The sequence below is a fragment of the Hymenobacter crusticola genome, assembly GCF_002154225.1.
Classification (GTDB): domain Bacteria; phylum Bacteroidota; class Bacteroidia; order Cytophagales; family Hymenobacteraceae; genus Hymenobacter; species Hymenobacter crusticola.
The window spans coordinates 44,849-64,077 of the sequence record NZ_MTSE01000021.1 but is presented as its reverse complement, the minus strand read 5'-3'; the positions used below and the strand labels follow the sequence as shown (position 1 = coordinate 64,077).

16 protein-coding genes are annotated in these 19,229 nt (G+C 58.5%); 10 read left to right on the top strand and 6 right to left on the bottom strand.

Annotated elements, in window-relative coordinates:
- Nucleotides 1–284: 284 nt before the first annotated feature.
- The 3 genes from BXP70_RS23740 (at nt 285) to BXP70_RS23730 (ending at nt 3,827) form a co-directional block, all read left to right on the top strand.
- Complete coding sequence (locus tag BXP70_RS23740; protein WP_086596617.1) at nt 285–896, top strand: GDSL-type esterase/lipase family protein; 612 nt, start codon at nt 285–287, stop codon at nt 894–896.
- Between the two features lie 51 nt (nt 897–947).
- Entirely contained in the window at nt 948–1,676 is a 729-nt protein-coding gene (locus BXP70_RS23735; protein ID WP_086596616.1) for an esterase family protein, read from the top strand.
- Between the two features lie 81 nt (nt 1,677–1,757).
- Entirely contained in the window at nt 1,758–3,827 is a 2,070-nt protein-coding gene (locus BXP70_RS23730; protein WP_086596615.1) for a glycoside hydrolase domain-containing protein, read from the top strand.
- A 154-nt stretch (nt 3,828–3,981) separates the two neighbouring features.
- Here BXP70_RS23730 and BXP70_RS23725 read toward each other — a convergent pair whose 3' ends face one another.
- Nucleotides 3,982–4,578, bottom strand: coding sequence for an FMN-dependent NADH-azoreductase (locus tag BXP70_RS23725; protein WP_086596614.1), 597 nt, complete (start codon nt 4,576–4,578; stop codon nt 3,982–3,984).
- Between the two features lie 233 nt (nt 4,579–4,811).
- Here BXP70_RS23725 and BXP70_RS23720 point away from each other — a divergent pair, with 233 nt between their 5' ends.
- Nucleotides 4,812–5,171, top strand: coding sequence for a winged helix-turn-helix transcriptional regulator (locus tag BXP70_RS23720; protein ID WP_086596613.1), 360 nt, complete (start codon nt 4,812–4,814; stop codon nt 5,169–5,171).
- A 71-nt stretch (nt 5,172–5,242) separates the two neighbouring features.
- Here BXP70_RS23720 and BXP70_RS23715 read toward each other — a convergent pair whose 3' ends face one another.
- Both BXP70_RS23715 and BXP70_RS23710 read right to left on the bottom strand, forming a co-directional pair.
- Complete coding sequence (locus tag BXP70_RS23715) at nt 5,243–5,800, bottom strand: hypothetical protein (protein ID WP_086596612.1); 558 nt, start codon at nt 5,798–5,800, stop codon at nt 5,243–5,245.
- A gap of 12 nt (nt 5,801–5,812) precedes the next feature.
- On the bottom strand, nt 5,813–6,970 hold the full coding sequence (locus BXP70_RS23710) for a zinc-dependent alcohol dehydrogenase (protein WP_086596611.1): 1,158 nt from the start codon (nt 6,968–6,970) through the stop codon (nt 5,813–5,815).
- 582 nt (nt 6,971–7,552) lie between these two features.
- On the opposite strand from BXP70_RS23710, the gene gndA reads away from it, so the two are divergent.
- The 4 genes from gndA to BXP70_RS23690 all read left to right on the top strand — a co-directional run bounded on the left by gndA (nt 7,553) and on the right by BXP70_RS23690 (nt 13,256).
- Nucleotides 7,553–9,055, top strand: a complete 1,503-nt coding sequence (gene gndA, locus BXP70_RS23705; protein WP_086596610.1) for an NADP-dependent phosphogluconate dehydrogenase — start codon at nt 7,553–7,555, stop codon at nt 9,053–9,055.
- A gap of 225 nt (nt 9,056–9,280) precedes the next feature.
- Entirely contained in the window at nt 9,281–10,795 is a 1,515-nt protein-coding gene (gene zwf, locus BXP70_RS23700) for a glucose-6-phosphate dehydrogenase (protein WP_086596609.1), read from the top strand.
- Nucleotides 10,782–11,525, top strand: coding sequence for a 6-phosphogluconolactonase (pgl, locus tag BXP70_RS23695; RefSeq protein WP_218779850.1), 744 nt, complete (start codon nt 10,782–10,784; stop codon nt 11,523–11,525). The genes zwf and pgl overlap by 14 nt, the downstream gene beginning before the upstream one ends.
- A gap of 339 nt (nt 11,526–11,864) precedes the next feature.
- Nucleotides 11,865–13,256: an aminopeptidase P family protein gene (locus BXP70_RS23690; protein WP_086596608.1), complete on the top strand. Its 1,392-nt coding sequence runs from the start codon at nt 11,865–11,867 to the stop codon at nt 13,254–13,256.
- Between the two features lie 173 nt (nt 13,257–13,429).
- On the opposite strand, the gene BXP70_RS23685 is transcribed toward BXP70_RS23690, so the two are convergent.
- The 3 genes from BXP70_RS23685 to rpiA all read right to left on the bottom strand — a co-directional run bounded on the left by BXP70_RS23685 (nt 13,430) and on the right by rpiA (nt 16,719).
- Entirely contained in the window at nt 13,430–14,437 is a 1,008-nt protein-coding gene (locus BXP70_RS23685) for a pectinesterase family protein (protein WP_086596607.1), read from the bottom strand.
- A gap of 172 nt (nt 14,438–14,609) precedes the next feature.
- Entirely contained in the window at nt 14,610–15,791 is a 1,182-nt protein-coding gene (locus BXP70_RS23680) for a sialidase family protein (protein WP_086596606.1), read from the bottom strand.
- A 184-nt stretch (nt 15,792–15,975) separates the two neighbouring features.
- Complete coding sequence (gene rpiA, locus BXP70_RS23675; RefSeq protein WP_086596605.1) at nt 15,976–16,719, bottom strand: ribose-5-phosphate isomerase RpiA; 744 nt, start codon at nt 16,717–16,719, stop codon at nt 15,976–15,978.
- 318 nt (nt 16,720–17,037) lie between these two features.
- On the opposite strand from rpiA, the gene BXP70_RS23670 reads away from it, so the two are divergent.
- Nucleotides 17,038–18,135, top strand: coding sequence for a sensor histidine kinase (locus tag BXP70_RS23670; RefSeq protein ID WP_086596604.1), 1,098 nt, complete (start codon nt 17,038–17,040; stop codon nt 18,133–18,135).
- Nucleotides 18,136–18,146: 11 nt separating this feature from the next.
- Nucleotides 18,147–18,968, top strand: coding sequence for a LytR/AlgR family response regulator transcription factor (locus tag BXP70_RS23665; RefSeq protein WP_086596603.1), 822 nt, complete (start codon nt 18,147–18,149; stop codon nt 18,966–18,968).
- Nucleotides 18,969–19,229 lie beyond the last annotated feature (261 nt).

The window sequence follows — 19,229 nt, the reverse complement described above, 5'->3', positions numbered from 1 at the left end:
TTTAGCTTAGAGCCGTATGGCTGGCCTGTGTCTACCCGGTGCGTGCGATTAACCTGTCTGTAGCTTGGCCACACAACACAAAAGCTAGGATCCGCCGCACCTAGGTGCAACTTCGGGTTGCCATGATCGTCAGTTAGCCCAGCACGTCAGCCATTGGTTGGCGCAGCAATGCGGTCCTACTTTTCAGCCAATCTTTGCGAAGGGACAAGCTTGCCTAGTCGCCGCCGCAAGATTTTCTTTCTGAGCCTAGGCTTCGGCCACGCTTAGCGCTTTCCCCAGAACACATGCAGTGGTACCAAGATGATATCCGCCGACTGGAGCAAAAGCCAGCAACCAAGTCCGAACGGCCGAAAGTGGTGTTTTATGGCAGCTCCACGTTCACCCGTTGGGGGGAGGAACTAGAGCGGTGCTTCCCCCAAATTGAGGCGGTCAACCTAGGCTTTGGGGGCTCGACGCTGGCGGCGTGCGCCTGGTTTTTCGACCGGGTCGTGCCGCGCCAACAGCCCGATTATCTCTTCGTATACGCCGGCGACAACGACCTAGGGGATGGTCGCAATCCTGAGGAAGTGGTGTTATTTTTTGAGCAGCTGCTGGCGCGCGTGCAGGCCACGGTGGGCAAAATACCCGTGTGCTTTATTTCCATCAAGCCTAGCCTAGCCCGGCAGCACTTGCGCGGTAACATTGAGTACGCCAACTACTGCATTGAGCAGCTGATCAGCCGCCAAGGTGCGCCGCTCTACTACCTAGACCTTTACCACCAGATGCTGGACGAACGAGGCCAGCCTCAACCCGCGCTGTTTGACCCCGATGGCTTACACTTGTCGCCGCAGGGCTACGCCTTGTGGCAGCGCGAAATCGGGGAGCAGCTAGGGCGTATGCTACCCGCGCAGACCTAACCGTCACTTTCCGGATCCGATATGCTCTCCACTTGTTGTTCGCCTACCCGTATGCACCGCGAGTACCACGAATGGTTTAGTCCGGCTTTGAATCGACGCATGGAGCTGCTCGTCTTCGGCAAGGAGGGCGCGCGGGTCTTATTCTTTCCTACTCGGAAAGCGCATTTCTACGATTACGAGAACTGGGGCGCGGTGGAAGCGCTGCGGCCCAAGATCGAGAGCGGCTTTTTGCAGCTTTACTGCGTGGATAGCATCGACGCGGAAAGCTTGTATTGCAAAACCAAGCATCCGGCCGAGCGAATTCAGCGCCACTTGCAGTACGAGCGCTACATTCTGGACGAGGTACTGCCGTTCTCAGAAGCGATTAATCCTAACATGTTTCTGCTGGCCGCCGGCTGTAGCATGGGCGCTTTTCACGCCGTAAACCTAGCTTTTCGGCACCCCGATCGGTTCGGCCGGGTAGTAGGCATGAGTGGCCGCTACGACCTGACTCAGGCCATGGCCACGTTCGCCGATTTGTTTCAAGGCTACGTGGACGATGACGTGTACCTGAACACGCCCAACCGCTACCTCCCGCAGCTCACCGACGACTTCTACTTGCAGCACCTCCGCCGCCTAGGTATCACGCTGGCTATTGGGGCGGAAGACGCTTTTTTGTCGGACAACTTCTTTCTCAGTCAGCAGCTTCAGGCCAAATGCATTGACCATGAACTGCATGTGTGGGAAGGAGAGGCCCACAACCCCACGGCTTGGCGGCAGATGGTCAACTTGTATTTGTAGGTAGCAGTACCACTTGCTGGCGTATTGGGCAGGGCTCCATCTTCGCCCGTTCGTCTCTCTTTCTATCCCTCTTGCCGTTTCATGCGCTATTTACTCCGGCTCTTTTCCCTGCTAATCTTTTTTCCTGCCTTAGCCCAAACACCCACTCAGCAAGTCAATGTCTTCTTAGGAACGTCCGGTGACCATGGGCAGCTTTCACCGGCGGCTTCCTACCCATTTTCAATGCTCAGCCTGGGGCCGCAGACGTACCCCAACACGCACACCGGCTACGAGCACCTGGCCCGTACTTTCCTAGGGTTTACGCACACGCGCTTTGAAGGGGTAGGCTGCCAAGGCGCGGGCGGTAACCTGCTCGTAAAGCCCTGCCTAGGTCCGGGCCCACAACAGACGCAACTACTCAAAAAAAGCGAACATGCGGAGCCCGGTTACTACGGCGTCACGTTCGCCAACGGAATAGGCGCCGAGCTGACCGTGGGGCAACGCTTTGGCTTGCACCGCTACCACTTCCCCGCGGGTGCCGAGCGGACGCTCTACCTCAACCTAGCGCACTCCTTGGCGAACGGCTTCAAGCAGGAAGAACACGCCACGCAAAATGCTGCCCTCAGCGGCTGGATTGAAGCTGGCACGACGTGCAGCGCGGGCACGTACCGACTCTACTACTACCTCGAAATCAACCAGCTGGTGCAGTGGACGGCGGCCGGCGCGCACCAGGTGCTAGCCCGGCTGCCCACCACGGGTACCGCCGACGTGGAGGTGCGCGTGGCATTCTCCTCCGTGAGTGTTGCCGATGCGCAAGCCACGGTGCAGCGGCAGGCCCGCGCTTCGTTCGAGGAGGTGCGCCGGGCCGCGAGCCAAGCCTGGGCGGCGCAGCTAGCCCGCGTGCAAGTGCAGGGCGAGGCGGACCGCCAGAAGCTGTTTTACTCGCTGCTGTACCGCACGTTGCAGTCGCCCTACTTGGTGTCGGAGCCAGACGGGCGGTACCGGGCCATTGACGGGTCGTTGCAAAAGTCGAAGCAGCCTGTCTACAATGGTTGGGCCATTTGGGACAACTACCACACGCAGCTGCCGCTGTTCTCGCTAGCCTACCCCAACGAGTTTCAGGCTATTGCGCCCTCGTTGGCCAACCTGTACCGCTACGGCAAGAAGAACTTCGCCACCCAGCACGAGCCTTCTCCCACGGTGCGCACCGAGCACGCCATAGTGGTGCTGCTGGATGCGGTGCGCAAAGGCTACGCCGTGGACCTGCGCGGCATCCGCGACTCCCTTATTAGCGAAGCCGAGCGGCTCGACTACTCACACCCCGACAAGGCCCTAGAGTCGTCGTACGACGCGTGGGCGCTGTCCGAAATCTTAGGTATTCTGAAGGACAAACCCTTAAGTGCCAAGTACCGGCAGAAGGCGCTGCAATACCAAGACTACTGGCGCAAGGACTTCCAGGACATGACGCGCCCCGACGTGGACCGGTTGCCGACTCGCGGGCTGTACCAGGGCACCATCTGGCAATACCGCTGGAATGTGCCCTTCGATATCAAGGGTTTGCAGGAAATGATGGGCGGCGAGGCGCCATTTCGCCAGCAGCTCGACGCGTTTTTTGCCGGCGACTACTACAACCACGCCAACGAGACGGACCTGCAAGCGCCCACGCTCTACAATGCCACGCAGCAGCCGTGGAAGTCGCAGGCGCTCATGCACCAGCTCGCCGCCGACACGGTGGTGCAGCACTACTTCAACGACAACAGCCGCGGCATCGACCCCTACATCGGGCGCATCTACCAGAACCAGCCCCAAGCCTACCTGCGTACCATGGACGACGATGCGGGTGCCATGTCGGCGTGGTACGTGCTGACGGCTTGTGGCTTGATGCCGGCTTGCGTGGGCCAGCCGGTGTATTACCTGAACCTGCCTTTGTTCCGCCAGATCAAGCTACAAGTAGCGGCTAAGCAGCCGTTGGTCATTCAGGTAGAAAACTACGCGCCTGGTCGCCGCTATATTCAAGCCGCGCGCCTGAATGGGAAGCCCCTGAACCGCAACTGGCTCACGCACCAGGAGCTAGCCGCCGGTGGCACGCTGGTATTCGTGGCCGCCGACGCGCCTAACGTGACGTGGGGTACGCAGCAGCCGTGGATTGCCACGGGCAAGGTGGGAAAGTAAAAGCTAGCAAGCCGGCGCGACGATCGCATCTGCAAAGCCCTAACCGACCCTAGGTTTAGCGCAACAGAATAATCCCAGCCATTGCTCCAAGTAAGGGCGCAATGGCTGGGATTATTCCGTTACTGACAAAACGCTTCTGCGCCGTCTTCTTAACCTACACAGCTACACTAGCAATGCCCTTTTGCAACGCGGTAGCTTGGAACTCCGGCAACTTGACGCCTTCGGCCCGGGCCACGGTCACGTCGGTCATACCTAGGAAGCCGAGCATCCAGCGCAGGTAGGGCGTGGCAAAATCATACGGCTGCATGGGCCCTTCGGAGTAGATGCCGCCGCTGGCCACCGCCAGATATACCTTCTTGCCCGTGATAAGTCCTTCTGGGCCAGTAGGTGTGTAGCGGAACGTGATGTTTGCCCGCGTGAGGTGGTCGAGCCACGCCTTCAGGGAGGAGGTGATGGTGAAGTTGTAGAACGGCACCCCGATGACGAGCACGTCGGCCGCCATGACTTGCGCAATGGCCTCGTCGGAATGACGCACGGCCTGCTGCTGCTCGGGCGAGCGGCCTTCGGCGGGCGTGAAGTAGGCTTGCAAGTGCGCTTCTTCGAGGTGGGGGAAAGGGGCCGTGGCCAAGTCTCGCACGACGACGGTGCTGCCGGGCTGTGCAGCCAGCAGCTTGTCGATGATGCCCTGGCTGAGCTTTGTGCTGTACGATTCGGCGCCGCGGGCGCTGGAAATGATTTGCAGAATCTGCATAAAAAGGGAGTAAAGGAGGTGATACACTACGAGCTAGCCCCTTTGGCCTACCGACCAACGACGACTGCCCGCCCACTGAGTAGCCACGTAGATAGTTTGGTACTCAGATTACCTCAAGTAATCAGCTGGCTCTTTGTTCGTACTTTGCAGCCACTTCAGATTACGCGGTGGTAGCCTGATTACCAGCAGGTAACCAGGCTACCACCGCCCCTCAACGCCTCTCTGTTACTCCCATGACGAAACCCCAAATTTCTGAATGCGTCCTGACCATGCAAGCCTTGCGTAATGCGTTGCTGGTCGTAAATGGTAAGTGGAAGCTTCAAATCATTGTGGCGCTCAACGCGGGTACTCGGCATTTCCGCGGGTTGGAGCGTAGCGTGCCGGGTATCTCCACCAAAGTGCTGGCCAAGGAGCTAAAGGATTTGGAAGCCCATCAGTTCATCGCCCGCACGGTGCACCCTGGCCCGCCCGTGCTCGTGGAATACCACGTCTTGCCCTATGCCCGCACACTCGACCCCGTGATTGAGGTTTTGAAAGCGTGGGGCTTACAGCACCAGCAGCGGTTAGAAGCCGATAACGCGGCCCCGGTTTAGCAAAGCCTACAAAGGCAAAACGCCCAGCAGAACCTAGGTCCTGCTGGGCGTTTTCGACGTATTAGTAGTGACTACTCGTACGGGAAGTATGACCGGCGGCCACCTCTCGACTTTTGTCTGTCTTTGAGTTTATCCTTGTCCTTATCCTTGGACGTGAGCAGCAACACAGCGCCGGTGGTTACGGCGGCGATAGTTGCCATCTTAAGCACGAATGGCCCGCGGTTGTATTTCCACTCCATCTTGTAGCCTTTTTCGGCGAAGATGTTGGGCACTTTGCCGTGCACTAAGTCACCTAGCACACCTTCTACCACGTTCACGCGGTCGGCGAGCAGCAGGGGCAACCAGTGGCCGTAGTGCGATTCGCTGTATTTGAAGGCAAAGCGCCGAATCATGCCACTCAGGCCGCTCGGAGGCGCTGCCTCACCGAACACCGCCGACACCGTGGGCCGCTCAATGGACTTGAGCAGCTCAATATCGATGGGCTGTTGTGTTGGGCGATGAGTTTTGCTTTCCGGGTCCTGCGTAATATTCAGGCGCGGCTCGCGCATAGGGTAGGTGGGGTCATTCTCCGGATTTGCATCAATGCCCCAACCCGGTAGTTTCTGAGGATCTAACACAGTGTTTTCCATGGGTAGTAGGCGTTAGAGATTAGCGGAAGGAGAAATGAGAATCGGCTTGATGCAGTTGTCCAGCTTGGCCGAGAACATCCGGTAGCCATCAGCCACGTCTTCCAGCGGAATGCGGTGCGTGATGAGCGCTTTCGGATTGATAATACCGTTCTGAATATGGTCGATCAACCTAGGGAGCAAGCGCTTCACCGACGCCTGGTTGGCCCGAATGGTCAGGCCTTTGTTCAGCACGTTGCCGATGGGCACGAGGTTGTCAGTAGGGCCATACACGCCCACAATCGATACCACGCCGCCTTTCTTCACCGAGTTGATGGCCCAGTGCAGGGCGGTGGCAGAGCCAGCCTGAAGCAGCAGCTTACGGCCTGTGATGGTTTGGGCGGCGTTGCCGGCAGCTTCTGCGCCTACGGCGTCAATCACGCAGTCGGCACCCATGAAGTCGGTGATTTTCTTGATAAAGACCACCGGGTCGTCCATGTCCTTCTCGAAGTTGTAGGCTTCGCAGTTGGCGTAGTTCTTCGCGAATTCCAGGCGGTAGTCTTCTTTGTCGATGATGATGACGCGGCCGGCACCAAACAGCCAGCAGCACCGCGCCGCCATGATACCAACAGGACCGGCGCCAAACACAACAACCGTGTCGCCGGGCTGAATACCCGCCATTTCGGCGGCCTGATATCCCGTTGGCACTACGTCTGTGAGCAGCACAGCATCGTCGGGGTCCATGCCTTCCGGGATTACCGTTGGGCCTACGTTAGCGTACGGTACCCGGGCGTACTCGGCCTGGCCGCCATTAAAGCCGCCAGCCGTGTGCGAGTAACCGAAGATGCCGCCCACGGCGCTAGCTTCCGTATTTGACTCGTGGCAATTGCCAAACAGGCCTTGCTTACAGAAGTGACACTCACCACAGGCCACGTTGAACGGCACAATCACGTGGTCGCCCACTTTTACTTTGGTCACGTCGGGGCCAACTTCTACGACCACGCCCGTAAACTCGTGGCCAAAAGTGGTGCCTACGCGGGTGTCCGGCACGTTGCCGTTATACAGGTGCAAGTCGGAACCACAGATGCAAGTGCGGGTAACGCGAACAATAGCATCTTGCGGGTGCTTTATTTCCGGCATTGGCTTCTGACTGGCACGGACCCTTTTTGGGCCCCGATAATCCATAGCGAGCATATAAGCTGGTTTTGAAGGTGGTAGGTGGGAAGGGGCTAGTCCGCTTCGCGAAGTCTTACGCAAGAGTCATCGGACGCTAGGGCGCAAAACTTCGCTGCAGAACTAAGAAGTACTACCATTCCTATCAGGAAGGTTACGAGTGCCGTTTAAAGAGAAAGTAATTACGTGTTTATACACGGGTAGCTCCGTATTTATATCAGCCTAGCGTTGCGCGCAGCGTGCGACGGGTTTTATTTATATGTTGATTAGTAGATTTTTACATTGCAAGGTGTAGAGCTGTAGGAGCTAGCTTAGGGTCGCGCACATAAAGTTTCTGCATAGCTAGCTCCAGTGTGGCCAACGGATAGCTTTACCTTGCAAGTGCTCTGTCGTTAGCAGCACGTTGCGGCTTAGTCCAAAACTGTCGCGGCTTTATCCTGTTAGTAGGGCGGTAAGCTGCGATTTACTTCCTTGCAGCATCTGGGGCCGCCAGATTCCGTACACCAAGGTTTGCGCGCTGTCCGGTGCTCGTTCATGCGCGCTTCAGTTAACCTGCTTTCCTTCCCTTTCCAGAAAGTATAACCACGAAAACACGTAGCACTAATGAGCGAAAAGCCAGCTAAGTACGCGTTCGGCATGATTGGCCTAGGTACCATGGGCCGCAACCTGCTGTTGAACATGGCCGACCACAATTTTGCGGTTGCCGGATACGATAAAGATGCCAGCAAGATCGACTTGCTCGCCAAAGAGGGGCAAGGCAAGCCCGTTGCGGGCTTCTCCGCCCTGCCCGATTTCATTGCTAGCTTGGAAAAGCCTCGCGCCATTATGATGCTGGTGCCCGCCGGTAAAATCGTGGACAGCGTGATTGACGAACTCACGCCGCTGCTCGACAAAGGCGACATGATTATCGACGGCGGCAACTCCTACTTTCTGGACACCACCCGCCGCGACGCCGAGCTGGAAGCCAAAGGCTTTCACTTCTTCGGCATGGGCATTTCGGGCGGGGAAGAAGGCGCCCGCTTCGGCCCCAGCATGATGCCTGGCGGCGACAAAGAAGCCTACCAAAAGATGAAGCCGGTGCTGGAAGCCGTAGCGGCCAAAGTAGACGGCGAGCCCTGCGTAACCTACATCGGACCGGGCGCCTCGGGGCACTTCGTGAAGATGGTGCACAACGGCATTGAGTACGGCATTATGCAGCTGCTGGCCGAAACCTACGACATTCTGAAGAATGGCCTAGGTATGGACAACCAGGCTATTCAGCAGCTATTTACGAAGTGGAACGAAGGTCGCTTGCAATCATTCCTGGTCGACATTACCAAGGATATTTTTGCCTTTATAGCGCCCAACACCGACCACCTGCTGCTCGATGATATCAAGGACGAAGCCCGCGCCAAAGGCACCGGCAAGTGGACCTCGCAAGTGGCGATGGATCTGCAAACGCCCCTCGGCACCGTGGATACGGCCGTGTCGATGCGCGACATGTCGAAGTACAAGCAGTTGCGCGAGCAAATGCAAGGGCTGTACGGTCCGCGCCAGCCTCTCGGCGACGTAAACAAAGACCAGGTGCTAGAGCAACTGGAGCAGGCGTTCTACTTCAGCATGATTGTCAGCTATGCCCAGGGCATGCACATGCTGGCCAATGCCTCGGTGGAGTATAAGTACGAGCTGAACCTAGCCGAAATTGCCAAGATCTGGCGCGGCGGCTGCATCATCCGCTCGAAGTTCTTGAATGACATCTACAACGCTTTTAAGCGTCAGCCCGACCTCGCTCACCTGCTACTCGACGCCGAGGTGCAGAAGCAAGTGCAGGAGTCGGTGGTAGGCACCCGCGCGCTGCTCGCCCAAACGGTAGCAGCAGGCCTTGCTACGCCGGCTTACGCGGCTTCGCTGAGCTACTTTGAGGCGCTGCGCACGGGCCGTATGCCGTCCAACCTCATCCAAGCCCAGCGCGACTACTTCGGAGCGCACACTTACGAGCTCATCGGCCACGAAGGCGTGTTCCACACCCAGTGGGCACCCAACCACGAAGATGCGGCCAACAAGCAGGATACGCACGAGGGCGAAGGCTACGTGAAGCACGAAGAGCCTGTTATTCCGAACAAGTAGGCTAACGGCGTCTGCCGGTACGACACCCTAGGTGTCCGACTGGTTGTCGATTGCGAACATCAGCACGAGGCAATTGCAAAAAGCTCGTTTTGACAGTTCGTTGTGGTAGCAACCGGTCCGGCGCCCTAGGACGTCGGACCGGCAGACGCCTTAAGTATCTGCTTGTCAACTAATACATCATCTAAGAGCCAACAGCTAGCAGCTAACAGCTTATTCTTACTTCACATGAGTACGCACGATAAAATCCAGCCCACCGTTTTCGTCATCTTTGGCGGCACCGGCGACCTGAATGCCCGCAAGCTGGCGCCGGCTTTGTATAATTTGTATTTGGAAGGCTGGCTGCCTGAGCAGTTTTCGATCATTGGCACTGGGCGCACCAAGCTGTCGGATGAGGAGTTCCGGCAAAATCTGCTAGAGGATATCAATCAGTTTTCGCGTACCGGCAAGGCCGCACCGGAAAAGTGGGAGGTGTTTAATAAAAACCTCTACTACCAGGTAGCTGACGTGAACAACGTCGACACCTACAAGGAGTTCGGCACCCGCATTCAGCAGCATGAGGCCGAGTGGAAGACCAAAGCCAACGTCATTTATTACCTAGCCGTTGCGCCCAATTTCTTCCCCATCATCGCCGAGAACATTGCCAAGAGCAAGCTAGGTGCCGCCGCCGACCGCGTGCGCATTGTGGTGGAGAAACCCATCGGGCACGACCTGAAGTCGGCGCAGGAGCTGAACCAGCTACTGACTCGCCTCTTCGAAGAGCGCCAGATCTACCGCATCGACCACTACCTCGGTAAGGAGACGGTGCAGAACATCATGGCTTTCCGCTTCGCCAACTCCCTGCTGGAGCCGCTCTGGAACCGTAACTACATCGACCACGTGCAGATTTCGGTGACGGAACAGCTCGGGGTAGGTGACCGGGCTGGCTACTACGACGGCTCCGGCGCCCTGCGCGACATGATTCAGAACCACTTGCTGCAACTACTTTGCCTCGTGGCGATGGAGCCGCCCATCAACTTCAACGCCGACGAGGTGCGCAACCGCAAGGTGGACGTGCTGCGTGCTATGCGCCGCTTCTCGCCCGAAGACGTGCGCCTCTCCACCGTGCGTGGCCAGTACGCTTCCGGCTGGATTGAGGGGAAAGAAGTGCCCGGCTACCGCCAAGAGCGCGACGCCAACCCGGAGTCCAACACTGAAACCTTCGCCGCGGTGAAGTTTTTCGTGGACAACTGGCGCTGGCAGGGCGTACCGTTCTATTTGCGCACGGGCAAGCGCATGCACCAGTCGTCGTCCGTCATCACGATTCAGTTTAAAGATGTGCCGCACTCCGTATTCCCGGCCGAGTCGGCGGAAGGTGGGCACCAAAACCGGCTTATTATCAGCATTCAGCCTGAGATGAGCATTCGCTTGCAGATGCAAGCCAAGCGTCCTGGTCTGGAGATGATTCTGAATACCGTCGATATGGTGTTCGACTACAAAGGCACCTATACCGCGCAGGCGCCCGAGGCGTACGAAACCTTGCTGCTGGATACCATGCTCGGCGACCAAACTCTGTTCATGCGCGGCGACCAAGTGGAAGCGGCTTGGGACCTAATTATGCCCATCCTGAACACCTGGCAGAACCGCAAGAGCCTGAACTTCCCCAACTATTCCGCCGATTCGTGGGGCCCCGAAAGCGCCGAGGCTCTTATTGCGCGCGATGGTTTCCACTGGTTTACCCTCCCGCTCAATGGAAAAAAATAAGCCCGGCATCAAACTCAACGTCTTCACGACGCCCGACGAGGTTCTGAAGCACCTTGCCGACTACTTCGTGTACCTCGCCAACCAGAACATCGAAGCTAGGAGCCGGTTCGCGGTGGCGCTTTCGGGTGGCAACTCGCCTAAGAAATTGTACGAGCTCCTAGCCTCCGACGCCTACAAAGGCCAGGTAGACTGGGATAAAGTCGATTTCTTCTTCGGCGATGAGCGCTACGTGCCGCAAACCGCGCCGGAGAGCAACTACCTGATGGCCAAGCTAGCTTTGTTCGACCCCTTGCAGATTCCTTCGACGCACGTGTTTGCCGTGGATACGGAGCTGGAGCCTGCCCAAGCTGCTTTGGCCTACGCCACCAACATTCAGTCATACTTCAATGGCTTGCCAGCGCGGTTCGATCTGGTGTTGCTAGGCCTGGGCGACAACGCACACACGGCTTCGCTGTTCCCACACACGCCCGTGCTGCACGAGCAAGCCTCCACGGTAAAAGAAGCGTTTTTGCCCGAGCAGCAAGTCTACCGCATTACGCTCACGGCCCCGCTGATAAACCAGGCGCAAGCCGTGGCTTTTCTGGTATATGGTCAAGACAAAGCCGTGGCGGTGCAGCAGATCCTGGAAGCCGAGCGCGATATTGAGCAGTATCCTGCCCAGTTGATTGCGCCCAAAGAGGGCGACTTGCAGTGGTTCTTGGATACCGCCGCTGCTTCGGAGCTAAGCTAGCACACTGCTAGCGGCGCTCTTCTTGAGTAGCAGCGCTATTCCCAAAGGCCCTGTGGCGGCTAGAACAGTAATTTGTTTTAGCTGCTGCAGGGCCTTTGGGAATAGCGCTGCTACTTAAGAAGAGCGCCAGCAAGCAGTACAAGCTGCGTATGCTCGGCTTCGCCAATGTAGCGTAGCGTCGGGCCGTTGTAGGCTAGCTAGGTGTGCACTTGCCCCAGATGGTGTCGCGAAAGCCTGTTAACTCGCTATTTTGGCCCCGCTGTTTCGCCCTCATGCGGCGCGGTACCTAGCTGCTTCGTGGCGGTTAGGCTAGCCTTACTATTGAAAAGAGACGTTTCCATGAGCCAATTCGATCAACAAGTCTACCAGCAACGCCGTCAGCAGCTTTGCCGCACCGTCGCGAGTGGGCTCATTCTGCTGCTGGGCAATGAGGAAGCGGGTATGAACTACCGCGACAACTGGTACCATTTCCGGCAGGATAGCAGCTTCGCCTACTACTTCGGGCTGCAACTGCCCTCCTTGGTTGCCATGCTGGATGTGGACAGTGGCGAGGAGCTGTTATTTGCCCCGCAGCCGAGCCTGGATGATATTATCTGGACGGGTCCTTTGCCTTCTATTCAGTCCTTGGCCGAGCAGGTAGGAGTACAGAAGGTGCTGCCGCTTGACCAAGTGGCCTCGTACCTAGCCGCCAAAACCCGGGTGCACTACCTGCCGCCTTACCGTCCAGAACACACCCTGAAGCTGGCTGCGTGGTTGGAAACTGCCCCCGGCCAGGTGGCGGCTGGGGCCAGCGCGTCCCTGATCACGGCCATTGTGGCGCAGCGGTCCATCAAATCACCGGCGGAGGTACAAGAGCTACACCAAGCGGCCACTTACTCGGCCCAGATGCAGCTGGCTGTGATGCAGCACGCCCGGTCGGGCATGCGCGAATACGAAGTGGCAGCCGAAGCGCTACGAACTGCGCAGGCGCTCGGCTGCCAGCTTTCCTACCCGCTTATTCTAACTATTCAGGGGCAGGTGCTGCACAACCATTTCCTGGGAAATACTCTGCGTCCCGGCGACTTACTTCTCTTCGATGGCGGCGTGGAAACCCCTCGCTACTATGCCGGCGACCTGACGCGTACCTTCCCCGTGAGCGCCACCTTCACCACGCGGCAGCGCGAACTCTACCAAGTGGTGCTCAACGCGCAAACGGCGGCTATCTCGGCGCTCCGGCCGGGCGTACGCTTCCTGGATGTGCACCTGCTCGCATGTCGTGAGCTAGTGGTGGGCCTAACGGAAGTGGGCCTCATGCGCGGCAACGCCGACGAGGCAGTGCAGGCAGGCGCTCATACCTTATTCTTTCAGTGCGGGCTAGGCCACATGATGGGCCTGGATGTGCATGACATGGAAAACCTAGGGGAAGCCTACGTGGGCTATACGCCCGATTTGCCCAAGAGCACGGCGTTCGGGTTGAAATCCCTCCGATTAGGCCGCACACTGGAAGCGGGGTTCGTTGTCACCGTTGAGCCCGGCATCTACATCATCCCTGAGCTCATCGAGCAGAAGCGGCAAGAGCCCACGTTCCAGCGCTTCGTGAACTTTGACCTGCTGGATACTTACCGCGACTTTGGCGGCATTCGCATTGAGGATGATTTTGTTCTTACAAGCCAGGGCAGTACGCTGCTGGGCGAGCCCCTGGCAAAGACCTTGTCAGAGGTAGAAGCTATTCGCCAGCACGCTTTAGCCTAACGGTTTAAATGGTGAGGTGCGTGTGTTTCCTGGCGTAGCATANGTGAGGTGCGTGTGTTTCCTGGCGTAGCATACCGCCCGCTTTCGTCCGTTGCGCATTGCACTAATCAAAGCAGCAAGACTAGAGCGGCTCCGGCTAGTGCAATGCGCAACGGACGAAAGCGGGCGGCGGGCTACTTGCGCACAGGTTCCCAGCTTACGGGTCCTGCGAAAATGTTCTTGATCGTGTACTGCTTGGCTTCTTTGGCCGTGAGCTGACGCGACCATTGCACGCGGCCCTGGGTAGCGGCGCCGGGCCCGGTGCTGGCAAACTCGGCGTAATACGCGGTGGCTTCGTTGCTCACCTTGCCCCAGTTTTCCCAACCCGCCGGCGTGATGTGCGCGCCCATAGCGGTGTAAAGAAATACCGTGTGGGCATTCGGTCGCCAGGGCCGACCTAGGTACACCTTCGTGGCTTCGGGCGCGGCCGTGAGCTGGCAGTTCAGGAACACCAACCCAAACGGCTGGCGCGGCGTGGTAGACGCAGCCGTGATGTAGGAGTTGGTTTTGCTGTGAATGGTGCAATGGTCGAACACGGCCGTGCTGGCGCCAAAAATGAAGTCGGTGGTGCCCTCAATGTAGCAGTCTTGGTAATACTGCCGGCTATTTTCAATGGCCAAAAATAAGGTGTCTTGGTTGCCGAGCATGCGGCAGTTGCGGAAGGTGGCCCGGTCGCCTTCCACGTGCAGGGCCACGGCCTGGCCCACTCGCCCAGCGGAGTTTTCGAAGGTGATATTTTCGGCCGTAAAATCATTGCCCTGCACGCGCACCGTCGACGAGGTGTAGGTACTGTGCTTTTCCGCATCGCCGGAATAATCGCCAAAGGAGATAACGACGCCTACTTTGCTTTCGCCCAGCAGGGTAATGTGCGTCTTCTGCGACGGAATGAGGAGCTTTTCGTGGTAGGTGCCGTTTTTGATGAAGATGGTGGCTTCTACCTGCATGAAGTCGCGCACGGCCATCACCGCTTCCTGAATGGTACGGTAGTCGCCCGAGCCATCGGGGGCCACAGTCAGCCGGATCGGAATCAGGAAGGTTTCTTTGGCCGCGGGGTCCTTGGCGGCGGGCGGGGTTACCTGGGCATGCAGCGAGGACGCGACCAGCAGCAAGCTGCCAACGAGCAACGAATGACGAATGAGCATTAGCGGAGTAAACGAAGAGACGGTTTCACGGCGGGAAGATAAGCGGGCCGCCTTTATTTAAAGAAGGCTAGGCTGCATATCCTGGCCGCGGGTAGCAAACGGCTTCTCGTTTGTGAAAGATGGACAGGGCTACCTATCTGGCCAACAAAGCGCACCTTTTCGGGTCCTAGGCTTACCGCTTCGGCTTGATGTTAGTCTTGCTTTTGCTGGGTGTTGGAGTTGGCGCGGGCAGCGGGGCGGTATGAAAAAAGGCCTGACAAGTGTTGTTGTCAAGCTTGAGTGCCACTTCCAGCACCGTGAGCCCATCGACGGCGGGGAGCAGCTGCGAGCTGTAGTTGGGGCAGGGGTTGTCTTTGGCATCGGGTACGGGCACAGGAGCCGGCACCTCCTGCCAGAGGCCTTCCCCGTTTTGCTCATTCAGCATGTACACTTGCCCATTGCCGGCTGCTACGGCGTTGTCGCTATTATTCAGCAGCATCTGCCCCACTACCAGCAGACGCCCCTGCGGATGGCCGGGCACCGGAGCCCAGGCCACGGTAGGCGCATGGGCAAAGTGATGGCTGGCCGTGGATTCGATGCGCGTGCCGGGGTCGGTGGGTGTACCCCAGGTTACGCCGTCGGCGGAGCGGCGGAGGTAGGCATCGCAGCCCATACCGCAGATTTCGTAGGTCATTACGTACGAGCCAGTTGGCAAGCGCCGAACGATGGGCATGCCTGGGCGCTTGGCTCCATCCGGCATGCCCACGTCGAGTACTTCTTCGCCCCAGGTGCGCCCGCCGTCGTCGGAGACTTTGTGCGCTAGCAGTTGATTGTAGCCACTGGCTTTGCGCTCCTCGCTGGAATAGTACACCACCAGCCGCCCGCGAGCATCGATAGTAAACTCCGGCTCCCAGAGGCCAATAAAGCCGCTAACGGGCGTCGAGAAAAACTCCCAGCGGTGCCCGCCGTCGGTGCTACGGTACACGCGGATGGAGCACGGCCCGCGGCCGCCTTGGTCGGTGCCCACTGAGGTAGCCCAGAACAGGGTGCCGGCCGCCGTAGCACCGAGCGTCTGCGGCACCTCCCAGAGGCTGCTGCAACAGGTGCGCGGCGGGGTATTTTCCGTCACGTCGGCGAGGTGTTGCCAGGTGCGGCCGTTGTCAGGGCTTTCGTAGATAACGCCCACCTTGCCCACATCGAAGCTGGCAAGGAGCCGACCGGGCGTCTGGCCCTGCGTCAGGCGCACCACCCGCGGATAATATGTGGGCCGGCTGATGGGCATTTTGGTTTGCGCATGGGCGGCACCCCCGGTAACAAACAACACCCCAACTGCGGCCAGCCGCCAAGGCAGAAAAGCGGTTTTTGTCCTAGTCATCTTCTTACTTGTCAGTGGGAGGGTGCAACGTGGTTTCGCTAAAGCTAGCTGTCCTAGCTAGATCTCCGGTTATGCTAATGCTAAAAACACCTGCGCCCAACCGACTGACAAGCGTTAAGCCTCAATCGGTTGGGCGCAGGTGTTAGCCGGAGACAGGGCTAGGCCGCAGATTAGCAAACCTCGCTTAGGGCAAGCTGGCAAAGTCGCTGGCCGGGGCGGGCGCCATGCCGGGGCGTATCACCTGCACATCGGCCCCGTTCGCAATCAATGCTGCCTTCGCCAGACCAATAAACAAGCCTTGCTCCACAATACCGGGAATGTTCTGGAGCTGATGCATGAGGCGCTCAGGATCGGGGATGGCATTGAAGTAGCAATCGACCAGCAAGTTGTTTTGGTCGGAGCGATAAAGCTGGTTTGGGTCGGCTTTAACGGTGCGTACTTCGGGGGCGCCTCCTAGCTTTTCCACGGCATCCAGCACCCAAGGCAAGGCAAACGGCACTACTTCCAGCGGCAGCGGGAAGCGACCTAGCTGCGGCACCAGCTTCGTAGAATCGGCAATAACCAAGAAGTATTCCGAAGCCGTTTCCAACAGCTTTTCGCGCAACAAGGCGCCGCCACCTCCTTTGATGAGGCGCAGCTGGGCATCCAGCTCATCAGCCCCGTCCACGGCGAGGTCGAAGCGCAGCCCGCGGCGGGGCTCTACCAGTGGAATACCTACTTGGCGAGCTAGGTTCTCGCTCGCCAGCGACGTAGCTGTGCCTTGCACGCGCAGCTGCCCGGCCTGCACAGCCTCGCCGAGCAAGGTAATGAAGGCTGCCGAGGTGCTACCCGTACCTAGGCTCAGGAGCATCCCGTCGCGCACCCATCGGAGGGCGGCGGCGGCGGCGGTACGCTTTTCTAGTGCTTGCTGGCTTTGGTCTGGGGTCATGGTTTGTGGGGTTGGGCTCGAATGAAACGCGCACTGAGGCCGGCAATATTAGCAAATGTGCCCCACACCGGCTACCTCCTCAAGCGCGGCTGCCGGTCCGCCGCCGCAGGTTCCTTACTGGTAGCGCTGGCCCAGGCTGCAGCCCGGCCAGTGGGCACCTAGCTTCTGCTGCCAGCTGGCAAGCATCCGTAGGCGACAACCAGCCGGCTGCTTAGGGCATTGGGTCGGCCGACGGCCGAAAGGCCACTTCACCACGTAATAAAGGCAGCTCACACCTAGGTTTATTGGGTGCCCACCTAGCTTTGTTACTTTAGCGGAATGGGGAGAAACTCAAAAGACGCCAGCACCACTAGCGCCCAACCGCTGCTCAGCGGCCGCACCATTGCTGTGGCGTGGCTGCTGTTCAGTGTTTTTATGGTGCTGCTGGTTTTCATGCAGAACCTCTCCACCGGCACACCCACCGATTGGCGCGATGCCTTGGGCGGCCGGCTGTTGCACGGCCTAATCTGGGGGCTGCTCACACCCGTAGTGTTCTGGCTCGCCAAACGTTTCGACCTGACCGAGAGTCGCTTCCGCTTGCCTTATCTGGTGGTGCATGCGGTAGCTAGCTACTGCCTCACGCTCATTTACCGCTTAGTTTATGCAGGCATGATGCACCTAGTGGTAGAGCCTGGAAGTGGCTTTCGGCTCTCGGCGGTGGTGGTAAATGCCAACGTGTGGGTGCCTATTTACTGGATGCTGCTGTGCATTGCGTACGCCGTGCAGTACCAGGAGCGCTACCGCGAAGGACAGCTGCGCGCCGCTCACCTAGAAACCCAACTTGTGCAGGCCCAGCTGCAAGCCCTGAAGATGCAGTTGCAGCCGCACTTTCTGTTCAACTCCATGAACGCCATTTCGGCACTGATGACCGAGGACGTGAAAACGGCTCGCCGGATGCTGGCCAAGCTCAGCCAGTTTTTGCGGTTGGTATTGGAAGGTACGGAGGAGCAGGAGGTAACCCTGGAAAAGGAAATGCAGCTCACCCGCTTGTACCTGGAAATCGAGCAAATCCGCTTCCCCGACCGCCTAGCCGTGCACTACGACCTTGCCCCCGAAACTTTGGGGGCCTTGCTGCCCACGCTGCTGCTGCAACCCGTGGTAGAAAACGCGGTGCGCCACGGCATTGCGCCCCGCGCGGGTACCGGCCAACTGGCCCTCACGGCCCGGCGCCAAGCTGACCGCCTAGTGCTGGAAGTGAAAGACGACGGCCGCGGCGCCGATGGCTCACTGGCGTGGGGCATTGGGCTGCGCAACTTGCAAAGTCGCCTAGCCGCCCTCTACGGCAGCCACTATACCTTCGACATAGAAACGGCGCCCAACGCAGGATTCTGCTTGCAAATCTCCCTGCCTTTCCGCCAACCTAGCTTAGCTGCCTAACGCTGCCGCGAATGGACCCAATCCGCGCCTTACTGGTCGATGATGAACCCTTGGCCCGCCGCCTGTTGCGGGAATTGCTGACGGATTTCCCGATGGTGGAAGTGACCGGCGAATGCACCAATGGCCGCGAAGCCTTGGCGGCGCTGCAAACCCATACCTACGACCTAGCTTTCCTGGATGTGCAGATGCCTGACCTCGACGGCGTGCAGGTGCTACGCCAAGCAAGCGAAGCGGGCCAACGGCTCCCGCTGATTGTTTTCACCACTGCCTACGACCAGTATGCCGTGCAGGCGTTTGCCCTGCACGCCGTCGACTACTTGCTCAAGCCCATCGACCCCGACCGGTTTGCCGATTGCCTTGCTCGTGTGCAGCAGCGCCTGGCCCAGCAGCAAAGCCATGCTGTAAGTGCCCACCTAGCTTCGTTACTGGGGGCGTGGCCCGCGGCGGCTCCGGTGGCTTCGAGCACATCAACAGCCACCTCTCCAGCACCTACCGAGTACCAGGATCGGTTTCTGATTCGGACGGCCGAGCGCAACTTCTTTGTGCCCGCTGCCGAGGTGCTGTACTTGGAGGCCACGGGCAACGCCATCACGCTGCACACCCTAGGGCAGCCGCACATGCTGCGCACGCCGCTGAGCCAGCTGGAAAGTCGCCTCGACCCAGCCACGTTTCTGCGCATTCACCGCTCCTGCATCATCAACGTGAACCACATCCGCGAGTTCAAGCACTGGGCGCACGGCGAGTACGTTTTTCGGATGGAGAATGGGGCGCACGTAACGTCGTCGCGCAGCTATAGCGCCGTTATTCAGCAGTTCTTAAAACGGTTCGCTTAGTAAGATTACGGGCAACCAAGTCTGCTAGCATCGCTACCGTGCTGTTCATGCTGAAGTGAGAGCGAAGCGACAGGAAGTGCTGGTAACCTCAGCACGACCCAGCGATAAATTTTAACCAGCTCTACGCTACGCTGCTGTGCATGTAGTTCTCGGGTTGAGTAGCCGAAACTTACCCTTGCTGCTTGAATTCGTGAATGGTGTAGCCCTATATCTATACTTCGTGAAAGTGCGCGACAAGTGGCTGGTACCAGAGAAACCTAG

Bases quoted from the DNA above. Each gene is read 5' to 3' on its own strand.
- BXP70_RS23715 (WP_086596612.1), bottom strand. From the start codon at position 5,800: ATGGAAAACACTGTGTTAGATCCTCAGAAACTACCGGGTTGGGGCATT.
- pgl (WP_218779850.1), top strand. From the start codon at position 10,782: ATGGAAAAAAATAAGCCCGGCATCAAACTCAACGTCTTCACGACGCCC.
- BXP70_RS23670 (WP_086596604.1), top strand. From the start codon at position 17,038: ATGGGGAGAAACTCAAAAGACGCCAGCACCACTAGCGCCCAACCGCTG.
- BXP70_RS23720 (WP_086596613.1), top strand. From the start codon at position 4,812: ATGACGAAACCCCAAATTTCTGAATGCGTCCTGACCATGCAAGCCTTG.
- BXP70_RS23690 (WP_086596608.1), top strand. From the start codon at position 11,865: ATGAGCCAATTCGATCAACAAGTCTACCAGCAACGCCGTCAGCAGCTT.
- BXP70_RS23735 (WP_086596616.1), top strand. From the start codon at position 948: ATGCACCGCGAGTACCACGAATGGTTTAGTCCGGCTTTGAATCGACGC.
- BXP70_RS23680 (WP_086596606.1), bottom strand. From the start codon at position 15,791: ATGACTAGGACAAAAACCGCTTTTCTGCCTTGGCGGCTGGCCGCAGTT.
- BXP70_RS23710 (WP_086596611.1), bottom strand. From the start codon at position 6,970: ATGCTCGCTATGGATTATCGGGGCCCAAAAAGGGTCCGTGCCAGTCAG.
- BXP70_RS23725 (WP_086596614.1), bottom strand. From the start codon at position 4,578: ATGCAGATTCTGCAAATCATTTCCAGCGCCCGCGGCGCCGAATCGTAC.
- BXP70_RS23665 (WP_086596603.1), top strand. From the start codon at position 18,147: ATGGACCCAATCCGCGCCTTACTGGTCGATGATGAACCCTTGGCCCGC.
- BXP70_RS23740 (WP_086596617.1), top strand. From the start codon at position 285: ATGCAGTGGTACCAAGATGATATCCGCCGACTGGAGCAAAAGCCAGCA.
- BXP70_RS23685 (WP_086596607.1), bottom strand. From the start codon at position 14,437: ATGCTCATTCGTCATTCGTTGCTCGTTGGCAGCTTGCTGCTGGTCGCG.
- BXP70_RS23730 (WP_086596615.1), top strand. From the start codon at position 1,758: ATGCGCTATTTACTCCGGCTCTTTTCCCTGCTAATCTTTTTTCCTGCC.
- rpiA (WP_086596605.1), bottom strand. From the start codon at position 16,719: ATGACCCCAGACCAAAGCCAGCAAGCACTAGAAAAGCGTACCGCCGCC.
- zwf (WP_086596609.1), top strand. From the start codon at position 9,281: ATGAGTACGCACGATAAAATCCAGCCCACCGTTTTCGTCATCTTTGGC.
- gndA (WP_086596610.1), top strand. From the start codon at position 7,553: ATGAGCGAAAAGCCAGCTAAGTACGCGTTCGGCATGATTGGCCTAGGT.